Origin of the sequence: Streptomyces sp. B5E4 (assembly GCF_039871555.1) — a bacterium.
GTDB lineage: Bacteria > Actinomycetota > Actinomycetes > Streptomycetales > Streptomycetaceae > Streptomyces.
In genome coordinates, this window is the sequence record NZ_JBDPMI010000003.1 from 128,488 (window position 1) to 145,741 (window position 17,254).

A 17,254-nucleotide genomic window follows, 5' to 3' on the forward strand; every position below is an offset into this window, starting at 1 on the left:
TGAAAGAACACGGTCTTTGGCGTTACTGTCGGTTTCGTGTTCGCTGCAGAACGTCGTCAGTTGATCCTGGAAATGGTACGGGCCAATGGGGCCGTATCCCTCCGAGAGCTTGCCCGAGTCGTACAGACCTCCGAGGTGACCGTACGCCGAGACGTACGTGCCCTGGAGGCAGAAGGGTTGCTGGACCGAAGGCACGGAGGGGCGGTCCTTCCGGGCGGGTTCACCCGTGAGTCGGGCTTCCCGCAGAAATCACATCTCGCGACCGCGGAGAAGACCGCGATCGCCGATCTGGCCGCCGGATTCGTCGAGGAGGGCGAGGCCGTCGTCGTCGGTGCCGGTACGACCACGCAGGAGCTGGCCCGCCGGCTCGCGCGCATCCCCGGCCTGACCGTCGTGACCAACTCCCTGCTCGTCGCCCAGGCGCTCGCGCATGCGAACCGGGTCGAAGTCGTCATGACCGGCGGCACGTTGCGCGGCAGTAACTACGCGCTGGTGGGCAGCGGTGCCGAGCAGTCGCTCCAGGGGCTGCGCGTCTCGCGCGCGTTCCTCTCCGGCAGCGGGCTGACCGCCGAGCGCGGGCTGTCCACGTCCAACATGCTGTCGGCGAGCGTCGACCGGGCGCTCGTGCAGGCCGCGGCGGAGGTCGTGGTGCTCGCGGACCACTCCAAGCTGGGCACCGACACGATGTTCCAGACGGTGCCCACCGACGTGATCACGCGCCTGGTCACGGACGAGCCGCCGTCGAACGACGAGCGGGCGGGCACGGAGTTGCAGGCGCTGGCGGACCAGGGGGTGCAGATCGCGGTCGCGGGCCCGGAGCAGCCGGCGGGCGGTGAGAGCGGCCCCCCGGCACCCCGCCGGCACCCCCGGCACGGGGGTGAGCGGCGGCGCGGCGAGGAAAGCGTCCCACTCCCGGGCCAGCGCCGGACACCCCAGTCGGCGGCGTCGGCCATGCGTACCGCCACGGCCCTCCCCGACCAGGGCAGGGTGGCAGACCTGGCCCCACGCCGCCGGTAGTTCCGCGAGCCCCCTGGGGCCCGGGAGAGCCCCGGGGCGCCGGCCACGGAAGCGGTGCCTGCCGTGAGGCCGCGCTGCCGGCGACGCGCGGGTAAGTGACTTCGGGGCCGCGACGTGTTGTTCAGGTGCCGTCCGGCCATGTCAGGCGCCGGGTGCGGTGTATCCACACGGCGACGGCCGCCAGGGCGGCCGCGCCGCCGCCGAACGTCATGACGGCGGACGGCGAGGTCTGGTCCACGGCGACGCCGCCGGCCAGGGCACCGAGGGCGATCGTGGCCTGGAAGGAGGCGGTGAACAGCACCGCCGCCGCCTCGGGCGCGTGGGGCGCCGCCTTGGCGAACCACGTCTGGGACGAGACGGGGACCGCCCCGTAGGCCACGCCCCAGAGGACCAGCAGCGCCACGGCACCGAACGGCCGGCCCCCCAGGACGGGGAGCAGGAGCGTGGCGGCGGCGATCACGACCGCGACGAGACCGAAGGTCCCGCGGGGACGGCGGGTGACCAGGGCGCCGCCGAGGAAGTTGCCGATGATGCCGGCGGCACCGTAGACCAGCAGGAGACCGGTGATCAGCCGGGGGCCGGCTTCGGTGACCTGCTCCAGGAACGGCGTCACGTAGGTGTACGCGCCGAAGTGCGCCAGCACGATCAGGATCGTGACCACGAGTGCGAAGCGGGTGTTGACGCCTCGCAGCATGCCGCGCAGGACGTGGAGCCGGGTGGTCCGCGTGGGCGGCAGGAGCGGCACGGAGACCAGCAGCATGACCAGTACGCCGACGGTCAGGGCGCCCAGGGCCACGAACGCGGTGCGCCAGTCGGCCAGGTCTCCGAGGAGGGTGCCGGCCGGTACGCCGAGAACCGAACCGAGCGGTACCGCGGAGAAGATCACCGCCCTGGCGCGGCCCACCGACGGGGCGGGCACCAGGCGCTCGGCCAGTGAGGCGCCGATCGACCAGAAGCCGCCGATGACGACGCCGACGACGACCCGTGACGCCAGGACGACCCAGTAGTCGGGCGCCGCGGCGGCCAGGAAGTTCGCGCCGGCCAGCAGGGCCATGAACGCACACAGCATCAGGCGGCGGTCGACGTGGGCGGACGCCGCCGTCACCACCGGGGCGGAGGCCGCCGCGAGGAGGCCCGGCATGGTCATCATGAGCCCGGCGTTCCCGTCGGAGACGCTGAAGCTCGTCCCGATCTCGGTGAGGAGACCGATCGGCAGGATCTCCGTGGTGACGATCGCGAAGATGCCGAGCGTCACCGAGACGACGGCCGGCCAGCCGTTCGCCGCGGAGCCGGGGCGTGGGCGGCCGGGCTCGCCGGACGGGTGTGCGGGGGAGGTGGTCGGTGCAGCCATGGAGTCCGCCCTGTGAGGTTCCGCTGTTGCAGGACCAGTGCAACAAGGGCCTCACGGTGCGGTCTGGCCGATTCCCGACGTCATAGTGACCGGCAGGGTGCTGTCGCGAATCCGCCGGCCCGTCAGGACGGAGGCCGGGTGCGCAGGCCGTCCAGGGCCAGGCCCAGGAGGCGGTCCGCGACCTCCGTGTCCTCCGGGTTCTTCGCCGACGCCTTCTCCGCCGCGTACGCGATCGCGCTCGTCAGCCGCAGCAGGTCGTCCGGCGCGACGTCCGCGCGCAGCTCGCCGGTCTCACGCGCGCGCGAGGCCAGCAGCTCGACGGTCTCCCGCAACTGCTCCTTGCAGTTGACCATCAGACCCTCGTCCATCAGCGTCGCCGCGACGCCGCGGATCGTCGAGGACACGTCCACATACCGCCGCATCCACGCCGCCAGCGCCCCCATCGGCGTCCTGCCCGCCTCCGCCGACAGCATCCTGGCCGCGGCGTCCAGCTCGTCGACCTGGGTCTGGAACACCTCGCCCATGAGCGCGAAACGGTCCGGGAAGTGCCGGTACAGCGTGCCGATGCCGACGCCGGCGCGGCGCGCGATCTCCTCCAGCGAGGCGTCCGCGCCGTGCTCGGCGAAGGCCACCGCGGCCTCGCCGAGGAGGCGTTCGTAGTTGCGGCGTGCGTCCGCACGCATCGGCCGGCCCTGCACCGTTCCCATGGGCACCACCCTTCGTCGTCCCCGCTGCCGCCCAAGAATGCCATTGCAGAAACGGAGGCAGCCTCCGTATAGTCAAGCGGAGCTACCCTCCACTTCATTCTCTGCCGGAGGCACATCTGTGTCCACATCCCTGCGCACGCCCCCGGGCCACGGCATCCGCGGTCAGGGCCGAAAGGCCCGCGGCGCCCGCCCGGGGCTCGCGCTCACCGCGATCGTCGCCACCCAGCTCATGTTCCTGGTCGACGCCACGGTGGTGAACGTCGCACTCCCCGACATCGCGCTCGACCTCGCCTTCTCCCCGACCCGGATGTCCTGGATCCTCAACCTCTACACCCTCGCCTTCGGCGGCCTGCTGCTCCTCGGCAGCCGCATAGGAGACCGCATAGGCCGGCGCCGCGCGCTCGTCACCGGCGTGCTCGCCTTCACCGCCGCCTCCCTCCTCGCCGGCCTCGCGCCCAGCGGCGGCTGGCTGCTCTTCGCCCGTACCGCCCAGGGCGTCGCCGCCGCCCTCGCCGCCCCCAGCACCCTCGCCCTGATCGCCACCACCTTCCCCGAAGGCCGCCAACGCGCCCGCGCACTCGCCGTCTTCGCCTCCATCAGCGGCGCGGGATCGGCCCTCGGCCTGGTCCTCGGCGGGGCGCTCACCGACCTCGTGTCCTGGCACTGGGTCTTCCTGATCAACCTGCCCGTGGGCCTCGCCATCGCCTGGCTCGCACCCCGCCACCTCGACGAAACCCCGCGCCAGCGCGGTCCGTTCGACGCCCTCGGCGCGCTGCTCGGCACGCTGGGCATGACCTCGCTCGTCTACGCCTTCATCCGCACCGCGGAGCGGGGCTGGGGCGACGGGCTCGCCCTCGGCGCCTTCGCCGCCGCCGCGGCGCTGCTCGGCGGCTTCCTCGCCGTCGAACTCCGCGTCCGCCGGCCGCTGGTGGTCCTGTCGCTCTTCGCGGACCGCAACCGCTCGGTCTCGTACGGGACGATGCTGATGGTCCCCGCCGGGATGTTCGGCGTCTTCTACTTCACCACGCAGTACCTGCAGCGGTTCCTCGACTACAGCCCGTTCCGCGCGGGCCTGGCCTTCCTGGCGCTCACCCTGCCGCTCTTCGCCGCCTCGCGCTTCGCGCCGCGCGCGCAGGCCAGGTTCGGGCCGAAGCGCACCGCACTGGTGGGACTGACGCTCAACACCGCCGGCATCCTGTGGCTCACCCGTCTCGACGGCTCCTCCGGCTACGTCGACGGGCTGCTGGGTCCGCTGCTGCTCATGGGCGTCGGGGTCGGGCTGACGATGATGCAGCTCACCACCCTCATCCTCAGCGGCGTCGGGCCCGAGGACGCGGGGTCCGCCTCCGGGCTGCTGCAGACGATGCAGTACGTCGGCGGCAGCCTGGGCCTGTCCGTGCTCGTCTCCGTCTTCGACGCGGGCCTGCGGCACTCCCCGGGCCACACGTTCTTCGACGGTACGGGCGCCGCGTTCACCGCCGCGGCGGCGTTCTCCGCGGTCGCCCTGCTGCTGATGGCGGGGGCCCGGAACGTACCCCGTACGCCGTGAAGCCGCGTCGGGGGCGGGCCCGCCGGGCCCGCCCCCGACCGTGTCAGTCCTTGATCTCGCAGATGACGGCGCCCGACGTGACCGTCGCGCCCATCTCCGCCGCGAGGTCCTTGACCGTGCCCGCGCGATGGGCGTTGATGGGCTGCTCCATCTTCATCGCCTCCAGCACGATCACCAGATCGCCCTCGGCGACCTCCTGGCCCTCCTCGACCGCGACCTTCACGATCGTGCCCTGCATGGGCGAGGCCAGCGCGTCGCCCGAGACCGCCGAGCCGGACTTCTTCGCCGCCCGCCGCTTCGGCTTCGACCGCCCGGCCGCCGCCGAGGCGACCGCGCCGAGCGACGACGGGAGCGACACCTCCAGGCGCTTGCCGCCGACCTCGACGACCAGCGTCTCGCGGCTCTCCTCCGCCGCGTCGGCGTCCGCGCCGCCGGCGAACGGGGCGATGCCGCCCGCGAACTCCGTTTCGATCCACCGGGTGTGGACGGCGAACGGCTCGATCGCGGAGGCCGGTGCGAACGCCGGGTCCCGTACCACCGCGCGGTGGAACGGCAGCGCCGTCGCCATCCCGGAGACCGTGAACTCGTCCAGCGCGCGCGCCGCGCGCTGCAGCGCCTGCTGCCGGGTCGCGCCCGTGATGATGAGCTTGGCCAGCAGCGAGTCCCAGGCCGGGCCGATCACGCTGCCCGCCTCCACACCCGCGTCCAGCCGCACGCCGGGCCCGGCCGGCGGCTCGAAGGCCGTCACCGTGCCGGGCGCGGGCAGGAAGTTGCGCCCCGGGTCCTCGCCGTTGATACGGAACTCGAAGGAGTGACCCCGCACCGGCGGGTCGTCGTACCCCAGTTCCTCGCCGTCGGCGATACGGAACATCTCCCGCACCAGGTCGATGCCCGTGACCTCCTCGGTCACCGGGTGCTCCACCTGGAGCCGGGTGTTGACCTCCAGGAACGAGATCGTGCCGTCCTGGCCGACGAGGAACTCGCAGGTGCCCGCGCCCTCGTAGCGCGCCTCCCGGAGGATCGCCTTGGACGCCCGGTACAGCTCGGCGTTCTGCTTCGGCGACAGGAACGGCGCCGGCGCCTCCTCCACCAGCTTCTGGTGGCGGCGCTGCAGCGAGCAGTCCCGGGTGGAGACCACGACCACGTTCCCGTGCTTGTCCGCGAGGCACTGCGTCTCCACGTGCCGCGGCCGGTCGAGATAGCGCTCGACGAAGCACTCGCCGCGGCCGAAGGCGGCGATGGCCTCGCGCACCGCCGACTCGTACAGCTCGGGGACCTCTTCGAGGGTGCGGGCGACCTTCAGCCCGCGACCGCCGCCGCCGAAGGCGGCCTTGATCGCGATCGGCAGCCCGTGCTCCTCGGCGAACGCCGTGACCTCCTCGACGCCCGCGACCGGGTCCTTCGTGCCGGCGACCAGCGGCGCGCCGGCACGCTGGGCGATGTGCCGGGCGGACACCTTGTCGCCGAGGTCGCGGATCGCCTGCGGCGGCGGGCCGATCCACGTCAGGCCGGCGTCGAGGACGGCCTGGGCGAACTCCGCGTTCTCCGACAGGAACCCGTACCCCGGGTGGACGGCGTCCGCACCGGAGTCCTTGGCGGCCTGGAGCACCTTGCCGATGTCGAGGTAGCTCGTGGCCGGGGTGTCACCGCCGAGCGCGAAGGCCTCGTCGGCCACGCGGACGTGGAGTGCGTCCCGGTCCGGCGCGGCGTAGACGGCCACGCTGGCGATACCGGCGTCCCGGCAGGCGCGGGCGACCCGGACGGCGATTTCGCCACGGTTGGCGATGAGCACCTTGCGCACGTTGGCTCCCTTCTCGGAACACCGAGATTTTAGGTAATGGCGACACCTCTGCGCTGCGGGATCCCGGAGGTGAGTTTTCCCACACAGAGGGTGATCCGCGCCGCCGCACTCGGGCGCGTAGCCCTGAGTTCCCAAGGTACGCCGCATCCCGGGCCGTGCGCGCGAAACCCGCGTGTGGCCAAGGTCTCGCGCGCATGGAGCAGATGGACGGCGCATCTTTTTGTGGGAACCATACGAAGGCGAGACGGAATCTTTTCGGGTTGCCCGTCCGGTCGGATCCATGGCGCAAGCCTGTCGGGTGCCCGTCGCGTGTCCCTCGTGTGTCCGTCGTGCGCGCACACGTGCCGCCCCGAACTACCCATCAGTAGCGTGAAGGGGCGGAACGGACCCGGTCCAGGGGTGCCGCTTCCCGTACGCGGCCGCAGGCGCGGCATCCCGTACGGGCCCGGAACGCGCCCTAAGCCCAGAGGTCCGTGATCTGCACCCCCAACTCCGCGAGCAGGCGGCGCAGCAGCGGCAGCGAGATCCCCACGACGTTGCCGTGGTCGCCGTCGATGCCGTCGATGAACGCCGACGAGCGGCCGTCGATGGTGAACGCCCCGGCCACGTACAGCGGTTCGCCCGTCGCCACGTACGCCGCGATCTCGGCGTCGCTCGGCTCGCCGAAGCGCACCACCGTCCCGGCGGTCGCACTCGCCCGCCGGCCCGACGCCGTGTCGATCACGCAGTGCCCCGTCTGCAGCACCCCGGAGCGGCCCCGCATCGCCTTCCACCGCGCCGTGGCGTCCTCGGCGTCCACCGGCTTGCCCAGCGCCCTGCCGTCCAGCTCCAGCACCGAGTCGCAGCCGACGACCAGCGCCCCCGCCGCCTCCGGCCGCCCGGCGACGGCGCCGGCCTTCGCCTCGGCGAGCACGAGCGCCAACTCCGCGGGGGTCGCGGCGGTGACGGCGTCCTCGTCGACACCGCTGACGACGACCTCGGGCGCGAGCCCCGCCTGCCGGAGCAGGGCGAGCCGGGCGGGGGACTGCGACGCGAGCACGAGCGTGCGGGCGGGGTGGTGGGTCATGCGCGTCATCGTAGGCGGCGACCGTGACATCGCCGCCGGGCGCCGGGCACCGCTTCACAAGTCGTCATGCACGCACGACGACTTGTGAAGCGTCACCTGCCGTGGCGCCCGTACGCCGGCGGCTCACGTCGGCAGCACGTCGGGTCCCGCCGCCCCCAGGGCCATCGTCACCACCGCCGCCAGCGCAAGCAGCCAGCCGGCGCGGCGCAGCCGCCGTTCCGCCGCACGCAACTCCGCGTCGGGCTCGTCTGGAGGGTCGGACCAGAGCATCTTCCGATGGTGCCGGGCCGCAAGCCCGGACGCCTGAGTACGGGTACTCAATTACGGGCGGTGCGGCCCGGACTACGACGGCCAGTACGTCGTACGCCACGCCTTCGGCCCCGGCTGCGGCGTCCGCCGGGCCGGCACCCGCCGGGCCGGATCCGCCCACTCGCTCGCCGGCCCGCCGCCCGCACCCGGGGCGGACGACGCCGCCCGCGCCTGGACCACCGCCAGCGCCACCGCCAGCTCCTCCACCGTCGGGTTGCCCCGGACGACCTTGATCTCGTCGGACATCGGCCCTCCTCGCCACCGTCGCTCTACAGCGGGATGTTCCCGTGCTTCTTCGGCGGCAGCGCCTCCCGCTTGTTGCGCAGCACCCGCAGTCCCTTCGCCACCTGCCGCCGCGTGTCCGACGGCATGATCACGGCATCCACATACCCGCGTTCGGCCGCCGCATACGGGTTCAGCAGCGCGTCCTCGTACTCCCGGATCAGCTCCTCGCGCCGCGCCTCCCGCTCCTGCTCGTCCTCGATGGCGGCGAGCGTGCGGCGATACAGGATGTTGACCGCGCCCTGTGCGCCCATGACGGCGATCCGCGCGGTGGGCCAGGCCAGGTTCAGGTCCGCGCCGAGGTGCTTGGAGCCCATGACGTCGTACGCGCCGCCGAACGCCTTGCGGGTGATCACGGTGATCAGCGGCACGGTGGCCTCGGCGTAGGCGTAGATGAGCTTGGCGCCGCGGCGGATGATGCCGTCGTACTCCTGGTCCGTGCCCGGCAGGAAGCCGGGGACGTCGACGAAGGTGAGCACGGGGACGTTGAAGGCGTCGCAGGTGCGCACGAAGCGGGCGGCCTTCTCGCTCGCCTTGATGTCCAGACAGCCGGCGAACTGCATCGGCTGGTTGGCGACGACGCCGACGGGGTGGCCCTCGACGCGGCCGAAGCCGGTGATGATGTTCGGCGCGTACAGCGCCTGGGTCTCCAGGAACTCGCGGTCGTCCAGCACGTGTTCGATGGCGGCGTGCATGTCGTACGGCTGGCTCGCCGAGTCGGGGATGAGGGTGTCCAGCTCCCGGTCCTCATCCGTGACCGACGCCTCGCCCTCCTCGGGGAAGGCGGGCGGCTCGCTGAGGTTGTTGGACGGCAGGTACGACAGCAGCGCCTTGACGTACTCGAAGGCGTCCTTCTCGTCGCCCGCCATGTGGTGCGCGACACCCGAGGTGGTGTTGTGCGTACGGGCGCCGCCCAGCTCCTCGAAGCCGACGTCCTCGCCGGTGACGGTCTTGATGACGTCGGGTCCTGTGATGAACATGTGCGAGATGCCGTCCACCATGACGGTGAAGTCCGTGATGGCCGGGGAGTACACCGCGCCGCCCGCGCACGGGCCGACGATGACGCTGATCTGCGGGACGACACCCGAGCTGTGCACGTTGCGGCGGAAGATCTCCGCGAACAGCCCCAGCGCGACGACGCCCTCCTGGATGCGCGCGCCGCCGCCGTCGTTGATGCCGATGATCGGGCAGCCGGTCTTCATGGCGAAGTCCATCGCCTTGACGATCTTCTCGCCGTAGACCTCGCCGAGGGAGCCGCCGAAGACCGTGAAGTCCTGCGAATAGACCACGACGGGGCGGCCGTCGACGGTCCCGTAGCCGGTGACCACGCCGTCGCCGTACGGGCGGTTGGCCTCGATGCCGAAGTTCGTCGCGCGGTGCCGGGCGAACTCGTCCAGCTCCGTGAACGACCCGTCGTCCAGCAGCAGGTCGACCCGCTCGCGCGCGGTCAGCTTGCCCTTCGCGTGCTGCTTCTCCACCGCGCGCGCCGATCCGGCGTGCGTGGCCTCCTCGATCCGCCGGCTCAGATCGGCGAGCCGGCCGCCCGTCGTGTGGCTGTCCGCCGTCTCGGCGGGGGGCTCGTGCGCCATGGCCATCGCGGTGCAGCTCCTGCTCGTCGGGGGCCTCCGGGCGGGGGACCCGGGGGAGTGCGGGACTTACCGCTACGTAGGTTATCGGCGCGCGGCTGCCCTACGGGTGCGGCGTTGGCCACACCCGCCGCGTGGCGCCGTCGGGGCGGTGGTGACGCCGGCACCCGGCGGGCGTAAAGGCCGCGTGGCGTCGGCGGCGGTGGGGCCGATGTCTGGCCGTAGGGTGGCCGTATGAGTGCAGATCGGGGAAGCCGCTGGTCCGACCTCGACCGTCCGCCGCTGAACGCCGACGCGCTGCGCCGGGCGCTCGTACGCACCGGGGGGCTGTGGACGTCGCTCGACGTCGTCGAGGCCACCGGCTCCACGAACGCCGACCTCACCGCGCGCGCCCGCGAGGGGGCGGCCGAAGGTGCGGTGCTGGTCGCCGAGGAGCAGACCGCGGGGCGCGGCCGGCTGGAGCGCCGGTGGTCGGCACCGCCCAGATCCGGGCTCTTCTTCTCCGTACTGCTGCGCCCCGAGGGCGTGCCCGTCAGCCGGTGGGGCTGGCTGCCGCTGCTCGCGGGCGTCGCCGTGGCGACCGCGCTGCCGCGGGCCGCGGGCGTGGACACCGCGCTGAAGTGGCCGAACGACGTGCTCGTGACCGTCGGCGGCGAGGAGCGCAAGGCGGGCGGCATCCTCGTGGAGCGCACCGACGCCGCGAGCGAGTCCGTGGTCCTGGGCATCGGCATCAACGTCACCCTGCGCGCCGGGGAACTGCCCGTCCCGCAGGCCGGCTCGCTGGCGCTGGCCGGCGCGAAGGTCACGGACCGGGACACCCTGCTGCGCGCGCTGCTGCGGTCGCTGGAGCGGTGGTACGGAAGCTGGCGCAGCGCCGGCGGAGACCCGGCCGGCGCCCGGCTGCAGGAGACGTACGCGGCCGGCTGCGCGACGCTCGGCCGGCAGGTCCGCGCGGAGCTGCCGGGCGGGACGGCGGTGACGGGGGAGGCCGTCGCGGTGGACGGTGACGGCCGGCTGGTTCTGGCCACGGCGGCGGGGCTGGCGGAGCCGGTCAGCGCGGGGGACGTGGTGCACCTGCGGTCCGCTGCGCAAGCGGAGTGAGCTGGGCCACAATTCCCGTATCGTGGGGACCGCAAGGGCGGTGGCCAGGGAACGGACGGGGGGAGGGGGCAGCCGGTGAGTGAGGTTGCGGGCTCCTCAGGTGCGGAGGAGCCGAGGGACCCGGTGGGTCCGGAAGGCTCGGCGGCCGCCGCGGACTCGGCGGGCGCTGCGGCCGCCGCGGGCCCCGAGGGCGTAGAAGACCCGGATCTTCCGGAAGCTCCGGAAGATCCGGAGGAACCCGAGAGTGACGAAGACCCGATCGCGATCCGCATCGAGCAGCTCATCCTGGGCTCCGACCGCCGCTACACGCCCTTCCAGGCCGCCCGCGCCGCGGGTGTGCCGATGGAGCTGGCGGCCCGCTTCTGGCGCGCCATGGGCTTCGCCGACATCGGCCAGGCCAAGGCGCTCACCGAGGCCGACGTCCTCGCCCTGCGCCGGCTGGCCGGCCTGGTGGAGGCCGGGCTGCTGAGCGAGGGCATGGCCGTGCAGGTGGCGCGCTCCACCGGGCAGACCACGGCCCGGCTGGCGGACTGGCAGATCGACTCCTTCCTCGAAGGGCTCACCGAGCCGCAGGAGGGCATGTCCCGTACGGAGATCGCCTACCCGCTGGTCGAGCTGCTGCTGCCGGAGCTGGAGGAGTTCCTCGTCTACGTCTGGCGGCGCCAGCTCGCCGCCGCCACCGGCCGGGTCGTCCAGGCACAGGACGACGACGAGATGGTCGACCGGCGTCTCGCGGTGGGCTTCGCCGACCTGGTGGGCTTCACCCGGCTGACCCGGCGGCTGGAGGAGGAGGAGCTGGGCGAGCTGGTCGAGGCGTTCGAGACCACCGCCGCCGACCTGGTCGCCGCCCACGGCGGCCGGCTCATCAAGACCCTGGGCGACGAGGTGCTGTTCTCCGCGGACGACGCGGGCACGGCGGCGGAGATCGGCATCCGCCTGATCGAGACCCTGGCCCACGACGAGACGATGCCGGAGCTGCGGGTGGGGATCGCCTTCGGCACGGTGACGACGCGGATGGGCGACGTCTTCGGCACGACGGTCAACCTGGCGTCGCGGCTGACGTCGATCGCGCCGAAGGACACGGTGCTGGTCCACGGCGACTTCGCCGAGGAGCTGATACGGGACGGTGCCGCCCCGGAGTCGGAGGCCGCGGCCACGGCGGCGGAGAAGGCGGCGGCGGAGGGCGGCACCGAGGAGGCGCCCTCGTACCGCTTCGCGCTGCAGCCGATGTGGCAGCGGCCCGTGCGGGGGCTGGGCGTGGTGGAGCCGTGGCTGCTGAGCCGCCGCGGCTGACGGTCCCGCCACCTACCCCTGATTCCCCGTCTGCCGCCCTCTGAACGATCTGCGGCTCCGCCCCCGCGGCGGGTCGTCCGCCAGCCGCGTCACCTCCCTGTCCCGCCCCGCCACCACCGGTCCCTCCGACCCCGCCGCCTTCGCCGCGTACTGCGCCGCGTCCGCCAGCCGCAGCAGCCGCCGCCCCGACGGCACCGGACCGATCGGGTCCCCCGTCGACGCCACCCCGCACGCGACCCCCCGGCCCGGGTCCAGCGTCGCCGCCCGTACGCACAACTCCGTCGCCGTGCGGACCACGTCGTCCGCCGGAGGGCCCGCCGACAGCAGGCAGAACTCGTCGCCGCCCAGCCGGGCGGCCAACGTGTCCGGCAGCGCGGCCCCGTGGAGCGACAGCAGCGAGCCGAATCGTTCCAGCAGACGGTCGCCGCCCGCGTGGCCGAGTGAGTCGTTGACCTCCTTGAGCCCGTTGACGTCGCAGACCACCAGACTGACCACCGTGCCCGCCGCCCGGTGCTGCGCCACCGCCTCGTCCAGCCGCAGGTCCAGCGCCCGGCGGTTGGCCAGCCCCGTCAACGGGTCCGTGAACGCCAGCCGCCGCGCCTCCTCCAGCCGCTCCGTCTGCGCCAGCGCCGCCGCCACCACCGCGCTCAGCGCCGCCGCGAAGCTCTCGTCGTACGGGGTGAAGGCCGCCGCGCCGCGCGGGCGGGCGACGTACAACTCACCCCACGCCCGCCCGTGCACCGGAATCGGCGCGAACAGGCAACTGCCCCGCCCCCGCCGCCGCAGCATCTCCCCCCTTGGCCCCGGGGAGTCCTCCGTCGCCGTCCAGGGGCCGCCGGGCGAAGCCAGGTCGGGGAAGTCGCGCAGGGGGTACGACTCGTCCGGCGGGAACTCCTCCTCGTCGGGCGTCCGCTCGCCGTCGTTCACGAGCACCCGCAGCCGCCCGCGCTCCCGCTCCCAGACGGACACCGCCGCGAACGATCCGGCCAGCGCGCGCCTGGCGCCCGCCGCCGCCGCGTGGACGGTGTCGCGGGGCGTGGCCGCGTCCGCGAGCGCCCGGGCCAGCTCGACCACGGCGCGCAGCGGTTGGTCCGGGGGCCGGTCGTTGCCCGTCACGGCTCCAGGGTAGGCAATCAATCCCCATTTGCAGGATTTAGGCCGATTGCTCACTATGAGGGAGGCGACGCCCTTCGCCCGCCCCTCACGTCCCCGGCCACTCCGGTTTGCGCTTCTCGTTGAACGCGGCCACGCCTTCCTTCCGGTCGGCGGACAGCGCCGTCCGGTGCCAGGCCGCGTCCTCGATCTCCAGCCCCGCCCGCAGCTCCCGCCCGTAGCCCAGCCGCAGCGCGCGCTTCGCGGCCCGTACGCCCACCGGCGAGTTGCCCGCGATGCGCCGCGCCAGGTCCAGCGCCGTCGTACGGGCCTCGCCCGCCGGCACCAGCCGGTCGACCAGGCCCAGCGCATGGGCCTCCGCCGCCTCCACCCGGCGCGCGGTGAAGATCAGCTCTGCCGCCCGCGCGGAGCCCACCCGGCGCGGCAGCAACTGCGTCCCGCCGCCGCCCGGCACCACCCCGACCGACACCTCCGGCAGCCCGACCACCGCCGTCTCGTCGGCGACGATGAAGTCGCAGGACAGCGCCAGCTCGTACCCCCCGCCGAGCGCGAAGCCGTGCACCGCCGCGATGGCCGGCATCGGCAGCTCCAGCACCCCCGTGTACGCGGCGCGCGAGGTGGGGCGGTGGCGGTGCATGTCGGCGTCGGTGAAGCCGTTGCGCTCCTTGAGGTCCGCGCCGACGCAGAACGCCCGCTCGTGGCTGGAGGTGAGCACCACGGCCCGTACGGAGGCGTCCGCGGCCAGCCGCGCGGTGGTCTCGGTGAGCACGCGGGCCAGCTCGGTGGAGACGGCGTTCATGGCCTCCGGCCGGTCGAGGACCAGCTCGGCGACGTGCTCGTGCGTGCGGACGGCGATGCCCTCGCCCATGCGTATCGGCCTCCGGCGGCTCGTGGCGTTAACGCTCGCTAACGTAGTGCGTGAAGCCGTGCCGCGCCAGGGCTGACCAAGTGCGTTTTCTGATCAGTTGGACGTCCGGCGAGGGGGTCCGTGCAGCGCCCGTGACAGCTCAGGATTCACTTCGTAAGGTTTCTGAATATGAATATGCACTCCCGTCCCGCGCCGGTCGTCCTCGGGCCCGCCGGCACCACCGCGGACGACGTCCTCGCCGTCGCGCGCCGCGGCGCCCCCGTCGAGCTGTCGGCAGGCGCCCTCGACGCACTTGCCGCCGCGCGCCGCGTCGTGGACGACCTCGCCGCCAAGCCCGACCCGGTGTACGGGGTCTCCACCGGCTTCGGTGCGCTCGCCGTCCGGCACATCAGCCCCGACCTGCGCGTGCAGCTCCAGCGCAACATCGTCCGCTCGCACGCGGCCGGCATGGGCCCGCGGGTGGAGCGCGAGGTCGTACGGGCGCTGATGTTCCTGCGCCTGAAGACGCTGGCCTCCGGCCACACCGGCGTACGGCCCGAGGTCGCGCAGGCGATGGCCGGGATGCTCAACGCCGGCATCACCCCGGTCGTCCACGAGTACGGCTCCCTCGGCTGCTCCGGCGACCTCGCGCCCCTCTCGCACTGCGCGCTGGCGCTCATGGGGGAGGGCGACGCCGAGGGCCCCGACGGCGTCGTGCACCCCGCCGCCGAACTGCTGGCAGCGCACGGCCTCGCGCCCGTGACCCTGCGCGAGAAGGAGGGCCTCGCGCTGCTCAACGGCACCGACGGGATGCTCGGCATGCTGCTCATGGCCTGCGCCGACCTCGCCGCGCTGCTCACCGCCGCCGACGTCACCGCCGCGCTCACCCTGGAGGCACTCCTCGGCACGGACCGGGTGCTCGCGCCGGAACTGCACGCCGTACGTCCCCACCCCGGCCAGGCCGCCAGCGCCGCCAACATGCTCAAGGTGCTCGCCGGCTCCGGCCTCACCGGCCACCACCAGACCGGCCACGACGGGCTGCCCGCCGCGCCCCGGGTACAGGACGCGTACTCCGTACGCTGTGCGCCGCAGGTCGCCGGCGCCGGCCGGGACACCCTCGCCCACGCCCGTACGGTCGCGGACCGCGAGCTGGCCGCCGCCGTCGACAACCCGGTGGTGATCGGGGGGCGCGTGGAGTCGAACGGCAACTTCCACGGCGCCCCCGTCGCATACGTCCTGGACTTCCTCGCCGTCGCCGCCGCCGACCTCGGCTCCATCGCCGAGCGCCGCACCGACCGGCTGCTGGACAAGAACCGCAGCCACGGCCTGCCCGCCTTCCTGGCCGGCGACCCCGGCGTGGACTCGGGCCTGATGATCGCCCAGTACACCCAGGCCGCGCTGGTCAGCGAATTGAAGCGGCTGGCCGTGCCGGCGTCGGCCGACTCCATCCCGTCGTCGGCGATGCAGGAGGACCACGTCTCGATGGGCTGGTCCGCGGCGCGCAAGCTGCGTACCGCGATCGACCATCTGACCAAGGTGCTGGCCGTCGAGATGTACGCGGCCACCCGGGCCGTCGAGCTGCGCGCCGGACTCACGCCGGCGCCCGCCACGCAGGCCGTGCTGCGCGCCGTGCGCGACGCGGGGGTCGCGGGGCCGGGGGACGACCGGTTCCTGTCGCCGGATTTGGCGGCAGCAGAGGGATTGGTCCGTTCTGGTCGGCTCGTCGCGGCGGCGGAGTCCGTCACAGGGCCTCTTTCCTGATTCGTCGCAATCTGATCGAATGGGCGCTGACCTGCGCCGTTCCCTCTCCTTCCGACCGGATGCGGGGCGATACGCCCGACCGCCGGTCAGGAGCGTCGGTGGCGTGTGCCACAGTGGGTAGGCAGTACGGAACGGACTAGTGGGGACTGGGCGTCCTACTCCGTGAGACAGGGCATCGTGCCCTTCGCGGTGAAGGGGAGTTACGACGTGAGGGTGTACGGCAAGGGGCGGCGCGGGGTGGCGCTGACCGCGCTGGCGATGAGTGCCGTGCTGGGGCTGACCGCATGCGGCGGCGACAGCAATGCGGAAGGCTCCGGGGACAAGAAGGAGTCCGCCTCGGACGAGAAGAAGAACGTGCCGGACGCCCGAATATCGATCGCGCCCAAGGACGGTACGGAGAACGTCGGGATCAACTCCGACACCGAGGTCACGGTCAAGGGAGGCAAGCTCACCGAGGTCGTGCTGACCGCGGTCGGCAGCACCGAGCCGATCGCCGGCACCATCGCGGACGACGGCGCCTCCTGGACCCCGGACGCGGCGCTGGAGCGCGGCACGGAGTACCGGATCACGGCCAAGGCCAAGGACGGCGACGGCCAGGTGTCCACCTCCAACGCGAACTTCTCCACGGTGTCCGCCGAGAACAGCGTGATCGGCTACTTCACGCCGGAGGACGGCACCGAGGTCGGCGTCGGCATGCCCGTGTCGCTCAACTTCGACAAGCCGGTCGAGGACAAGGCGGCCGTCGAGTCGAAGATCGGGGTCGAGACGAGCAGCGGCCAGGAGGTCGTCGGCCACTGGTTCAACGACACCCGGCTCGACTTCCGTCCGGAGGAGTACTGGGAGGCGGGCTCCACCGTCACCATGGACATGAACCTCGACGGCGTCGAGGCGTCGCCCGGCGTCTTCGGCGTGCAGGACCGCGAGATGAGCTTCACCGTGGGCCGCTCGCAGGTCACCACCGTCGACGTCAAGGCCATGACGATGGAGGTCGTGCGGGACGGCAAGAAGGTCAAGACCATCCCGATCTCCGCCGGTTCGCCCGAGAACCCCACGTACAACGGCCAGATGGTGATCTCCGAGAAGCACAAGGAGACCCGGATGGACGGCTCGACGGTCGGCTTCACCGACGACGAAGGCGAGAGCGAGTACGACATCCCGGACGTGCCGCACGCCATGCGCCTGTCCACCTCCGGCACGTTCATCCACGGCAACTACTGGGGCGGCCGGGGCGTCTTCGGCAGCGCCAACACCAGCCACGGCTGCGTCGGCCTGTTCGACAAGCAGGGCGCGGACGACTCCGGTACGGACGGCGCGTGGTTCTACGACCAGTCGCTGGTCGGTGACGTCGTGATCGTCAAGAACTCGCCCGACGAGACCATCGCCCCGGACAACGGCCTCAACGGCTGGAACATGGACTGGGCCGCCTGGCAGCAGGGCAGCGCGCTCTGAGCCGAGGCGCGCCGCCGCCGAG

The 17,254-nt window shown here is 72.9% G+C and carries 15 protein-coding genes; 6 read left to right on the top strand and 9 right to left on the bottom strand.

Annotation, left to right across the window (positions count from 1 at the left end):
- Window positions 1-36 precede the first annotated feature (36 nt).
- Complete coding sequence (locus ABGA99_RS05640; RefSeq protein ID WP_347576457.1) at window positions 37-1,017, top strand: DeoR/GlpR family DNA-binding transcription regulator; 981 nt, start codon at window positions 37-39, stop codon at window positions 1,015-1,017.
- Between the two features lie 121 nt (window positions 1,018-1,138).
- Here the strand turns inward: ABGA99_RS05640 and ABGA99_RS05645 are convergent, their stop codons facing one another.
- Both ABGA99_RS05645 and ABGA99_RS05650 read right to left on the bottom strand, forming a co-directional pair.
- On the bottom strand, window positions 1,139-2,368 hold the full coding sequence (locus ABGA99_RS05645) for an MFS transporter (protein WP_347582250.1): 1,230 nt from the start codon (window positions 2,366-2,368) through the stop codon (window positions 1,139-1,141).
- Between the two features lie 122 nt (window positions 2,369-2,490).
- Window positions 2,491-3,075, bottom strand: a complete 585-nt coding sequence (locus ABGA99_RS05650; RefSeq protein WP_347576455.1) for a TetR/AcrR family transcriptional regulator — start codon at window positions 3,073-3,075, stop codon at window positions 2,491-2,493.
- A 118-nt stretch (window positions 3,076-3,193) separates the two neighbouring features.
- On the opposite strand from ABGA99_RS05650, the gene ABGA99_RS05655 reads away from it, so the two are divergent.
- Entirely contained in the window at window positions 3,194-4,624 is a 1,431-nt protein-coding gene (locus ABGA99_RS05655) for an MFS transporter (protein ID WP_347576454.1), read from the top strand.
- Window positions 4,625-4,667: 43 nt separating this feature from the next.
- Here the strand turns inward: ABGA99_RS05655 and ABGA99_RS05660 are convergent, their stop codons facing one another.
- The 5 genes from ABGA99_RS05660 to ABGA99_RS05680 all read right to left on the bottom strand — a co-directional run bounded on the left by ABGA99_RS05660 (window position 4,668) and on the right by ABGA99_RS05680 (window position 9,677).
- Window positions 4,668-6,425 (bottom strand): biotin carboxylase N-terminal domain-containing protein, encoded by a 1,758-nt coding sequence (locus tag ABGA99_RS05660; RefSeq protein ID WP_347576453.1) that lies wholly within the window; start codon window positions 6,423-6,425, stop codon window positions 4,668-4,670.
- 457 nt (window positions 6,426-6,882) lie between these two features.
- On the bottom strand, window positions 6,883-7,491 hold the full coding sequence (locus tag ABGA99_RS05665) for a nucleoside triphosphate pyrophosphatase (RefSeq protein WP_347576452.1): 609 nt from the start codon (window positions 7,489-7,491) through the stop codon (window positions 6,883-6,885).
- 123 nt (window positions 7,492-7,614) lie between these two features.
- Complete coding sequence (locus ABGA99_RS05670) at window positions 7,615-7,761, bottom strand: hypothetical protein (protein WP_164492577.1); 147 nt, start codon at window positions 7,759-7,761, stop codon at window positions 7,615-7,617.
- 72 nt (window positions 7,762-7,833) lie between these two features.
- A complete protein-coding gene (locus ABGA99_RS05675; protein WP_347576451.1) occupies window positions 7,834-8,046 on the bottom strand; it encodes an acyl-CoA carboxylase subunit epsilon in 213 nt (70 codons plus the stop codon).
- 23 nt (window positions 8,047-8,069) lie between these two features.
- Window positions 8,070-9,677: an acyl-CoA carboxylase subunit beta gene (locus ABGA99_RS05680; RefSeq protein WP_347576450.1), complete on the bottom strand. Its 1,608-nt coding sequence runs from the start codon at window positions 9,675-9,677 to the stop codon at window positions 8,070-8,072.
- Between the two features lie 225 nt (window positions 9,678-9,902).
- Between ABGA99_RS05680 and ABGA99_RS05685 the strand changes: the two genes are divergently transcribed.
- Both ABGA99_RS05685 and ABGA99_RS05690 read left to right on the top strand, forming a co-directional pair.
- Window positions 9,903-10,769: a biotin--[acetyl-CoA-carboxylase] ligase gene (locus ABGA99_RS05685; protein WP_347576449.1), complete on the top strand. Its 867-nt coding sequence runs from the start codon at window positions 9,903-9,905 to the stop codon at window positions 10,767-10,769.
- Window positions 10,770-10,844: 75 nt separating this feature from the next.
- Window positions 10,845-12,062, top strand: coding sequence for an adenylate/guanylate cyclase domain-containing protein (locus tag ABGA99_RS05690; RefSeq protein WP_347576448.1), 1,218 nt, complete (start codon window positions 10,845-10,847; stop codon window positions 12,060-12,062).
- 12 nt (window positions 12,063-12,074) lie between these two features.
- On the opposite strand, the gene ABGA99_RS05695 is transcribed toward ABGA99_RS05690, so the two are convergent.
- Together ABGA99_RS05695 and ABGA99_RS05700 are read right to left on the bottom strand one after the other, a co-directional pair.
- On the bottom strand, window positions 12,075-13,178 hold the full coding sequence (locus tag ABGA99_RS05695) for a GGDEF domain-containing protein (protein WP_347576447.1): 1,104 nt from the start codon (window positions 13,176-13,178) through the stop codon (window positions 12,075-12,077).
- An 85-nt stretch (window positions 13,179-13,263) separates the two neighbouring features.
- The gene (locus tag ABGA99_RS05700) at window positions 13,264-14,043 is read right to left on the bottom strand and encodes an enoyl-CoA hydratase-related protein (protein ID WP_347576446.1); all 780 of its coding nucleotides are present in this window, start codon (window positions 14,041-14,043) and stop codon (window positions 13,264-13,266) included.
- 174 nt (window positions 14,044-14,217) lie between these two features.
- Between ABGA99_RS05700 and hutH the strand changes: the two genes are divergently transcribed.
- Both hutH and ABGA99_RS05710 read left to right on the top strand, forming a co-directional pair.
- Window positions 14,218-15,783 (top strand): histidine ammonia-lyase, encoded by a 1,566-nt coding sequence (gene hutH, locus ABGA99_RS05705; RefSeq protein WP_347576481.1) that lies wholly within the window; start codon window positions 14,218-14,220, stop codon window positions 15,781-15,783.
- Window positions 15,784-15,960: 177 nt separating this feature from the next.
- Window positions 15,961-17,232: an Ig-like domain-containing protein gene (locus ABGA99_RS05710; RefSeq protein ID WP_347576445.1), complete on the top strand. Its 1,272-nt coding sequence runs from the start codon at window positions 15,961-15,963 to the stop codon at window positions 17,230-17,232.
- Window positions 17,233-17,254: the final 22 nt, after the last annotated feature.

Bases quoted from the DNA above. Each gene is read 5' to 3' on its own strand.
- ABGA99_RS05645 (WP_347582250.1), bottom strand. From the start codon at position 2,368: ATGGCTGCACCGACCACCTCCCCCGCACACCCGTCCGGCGAGCCCGGC.
- ABGA99_RS05650 (WP_347576455.1), bottom strand. From the start codon at position 3,075: ATGGGAACGGTGCAGGGCCGGCCGATGCGTGCGGACGCACGCCGCAAC.
- ABGA99_RS05665 (WP_347576452.1), bottom strand. From the start codon at position 7,491: ATGACCCACCACCCCGCCCGCACGCTCGTGCTCGCGTCGCAGTCCCCC.
- ABGA99_RS05670 (WP_164492577.1), bottom strand. From the start codon at position 7,761: ATGCTCTGGTCCGACCCTCCAGACGAGCCCGACGCGGAGTTGCGTGCG.
- ABGA99_RS05675 (WP_347576451.1), bottom strand. From the start codon at position 8,046: ATGTCCGACGAGATCAAGGTCGTCCGGGGCAACCCGACGGTGGAGGAG.
- ABGA99_RS05680 (WP_347576450.1), bottom strand. From the start codon at position 9,677: ATGGCCATGGCGCACGAGCCCCCCGCCGAGACGGCGGACAGCCACACG.
- ABGA99_RS05685 (WP_347576449.1), top strand. From the start codon at position 9,903: ATGAGTGCAGATCGGGGAAGCCGCTGGTCCGACCTCGACCGTCCGCCG.
- ABGA99_RS05700 (WP_347576446.1), bottom strand. From the start codon at position 14,043: ATGGGCGAGGGCATCGCCGTCCGCACGCACGAGCACGTCGCCGAGCTG.
- hutH (WP_347576481.1), top strand. From the start codon at position 14,218: ATGCACTCCCGTCCCGCGCCGGTCGTCCTCGGGCCCGCCGGCACCACC.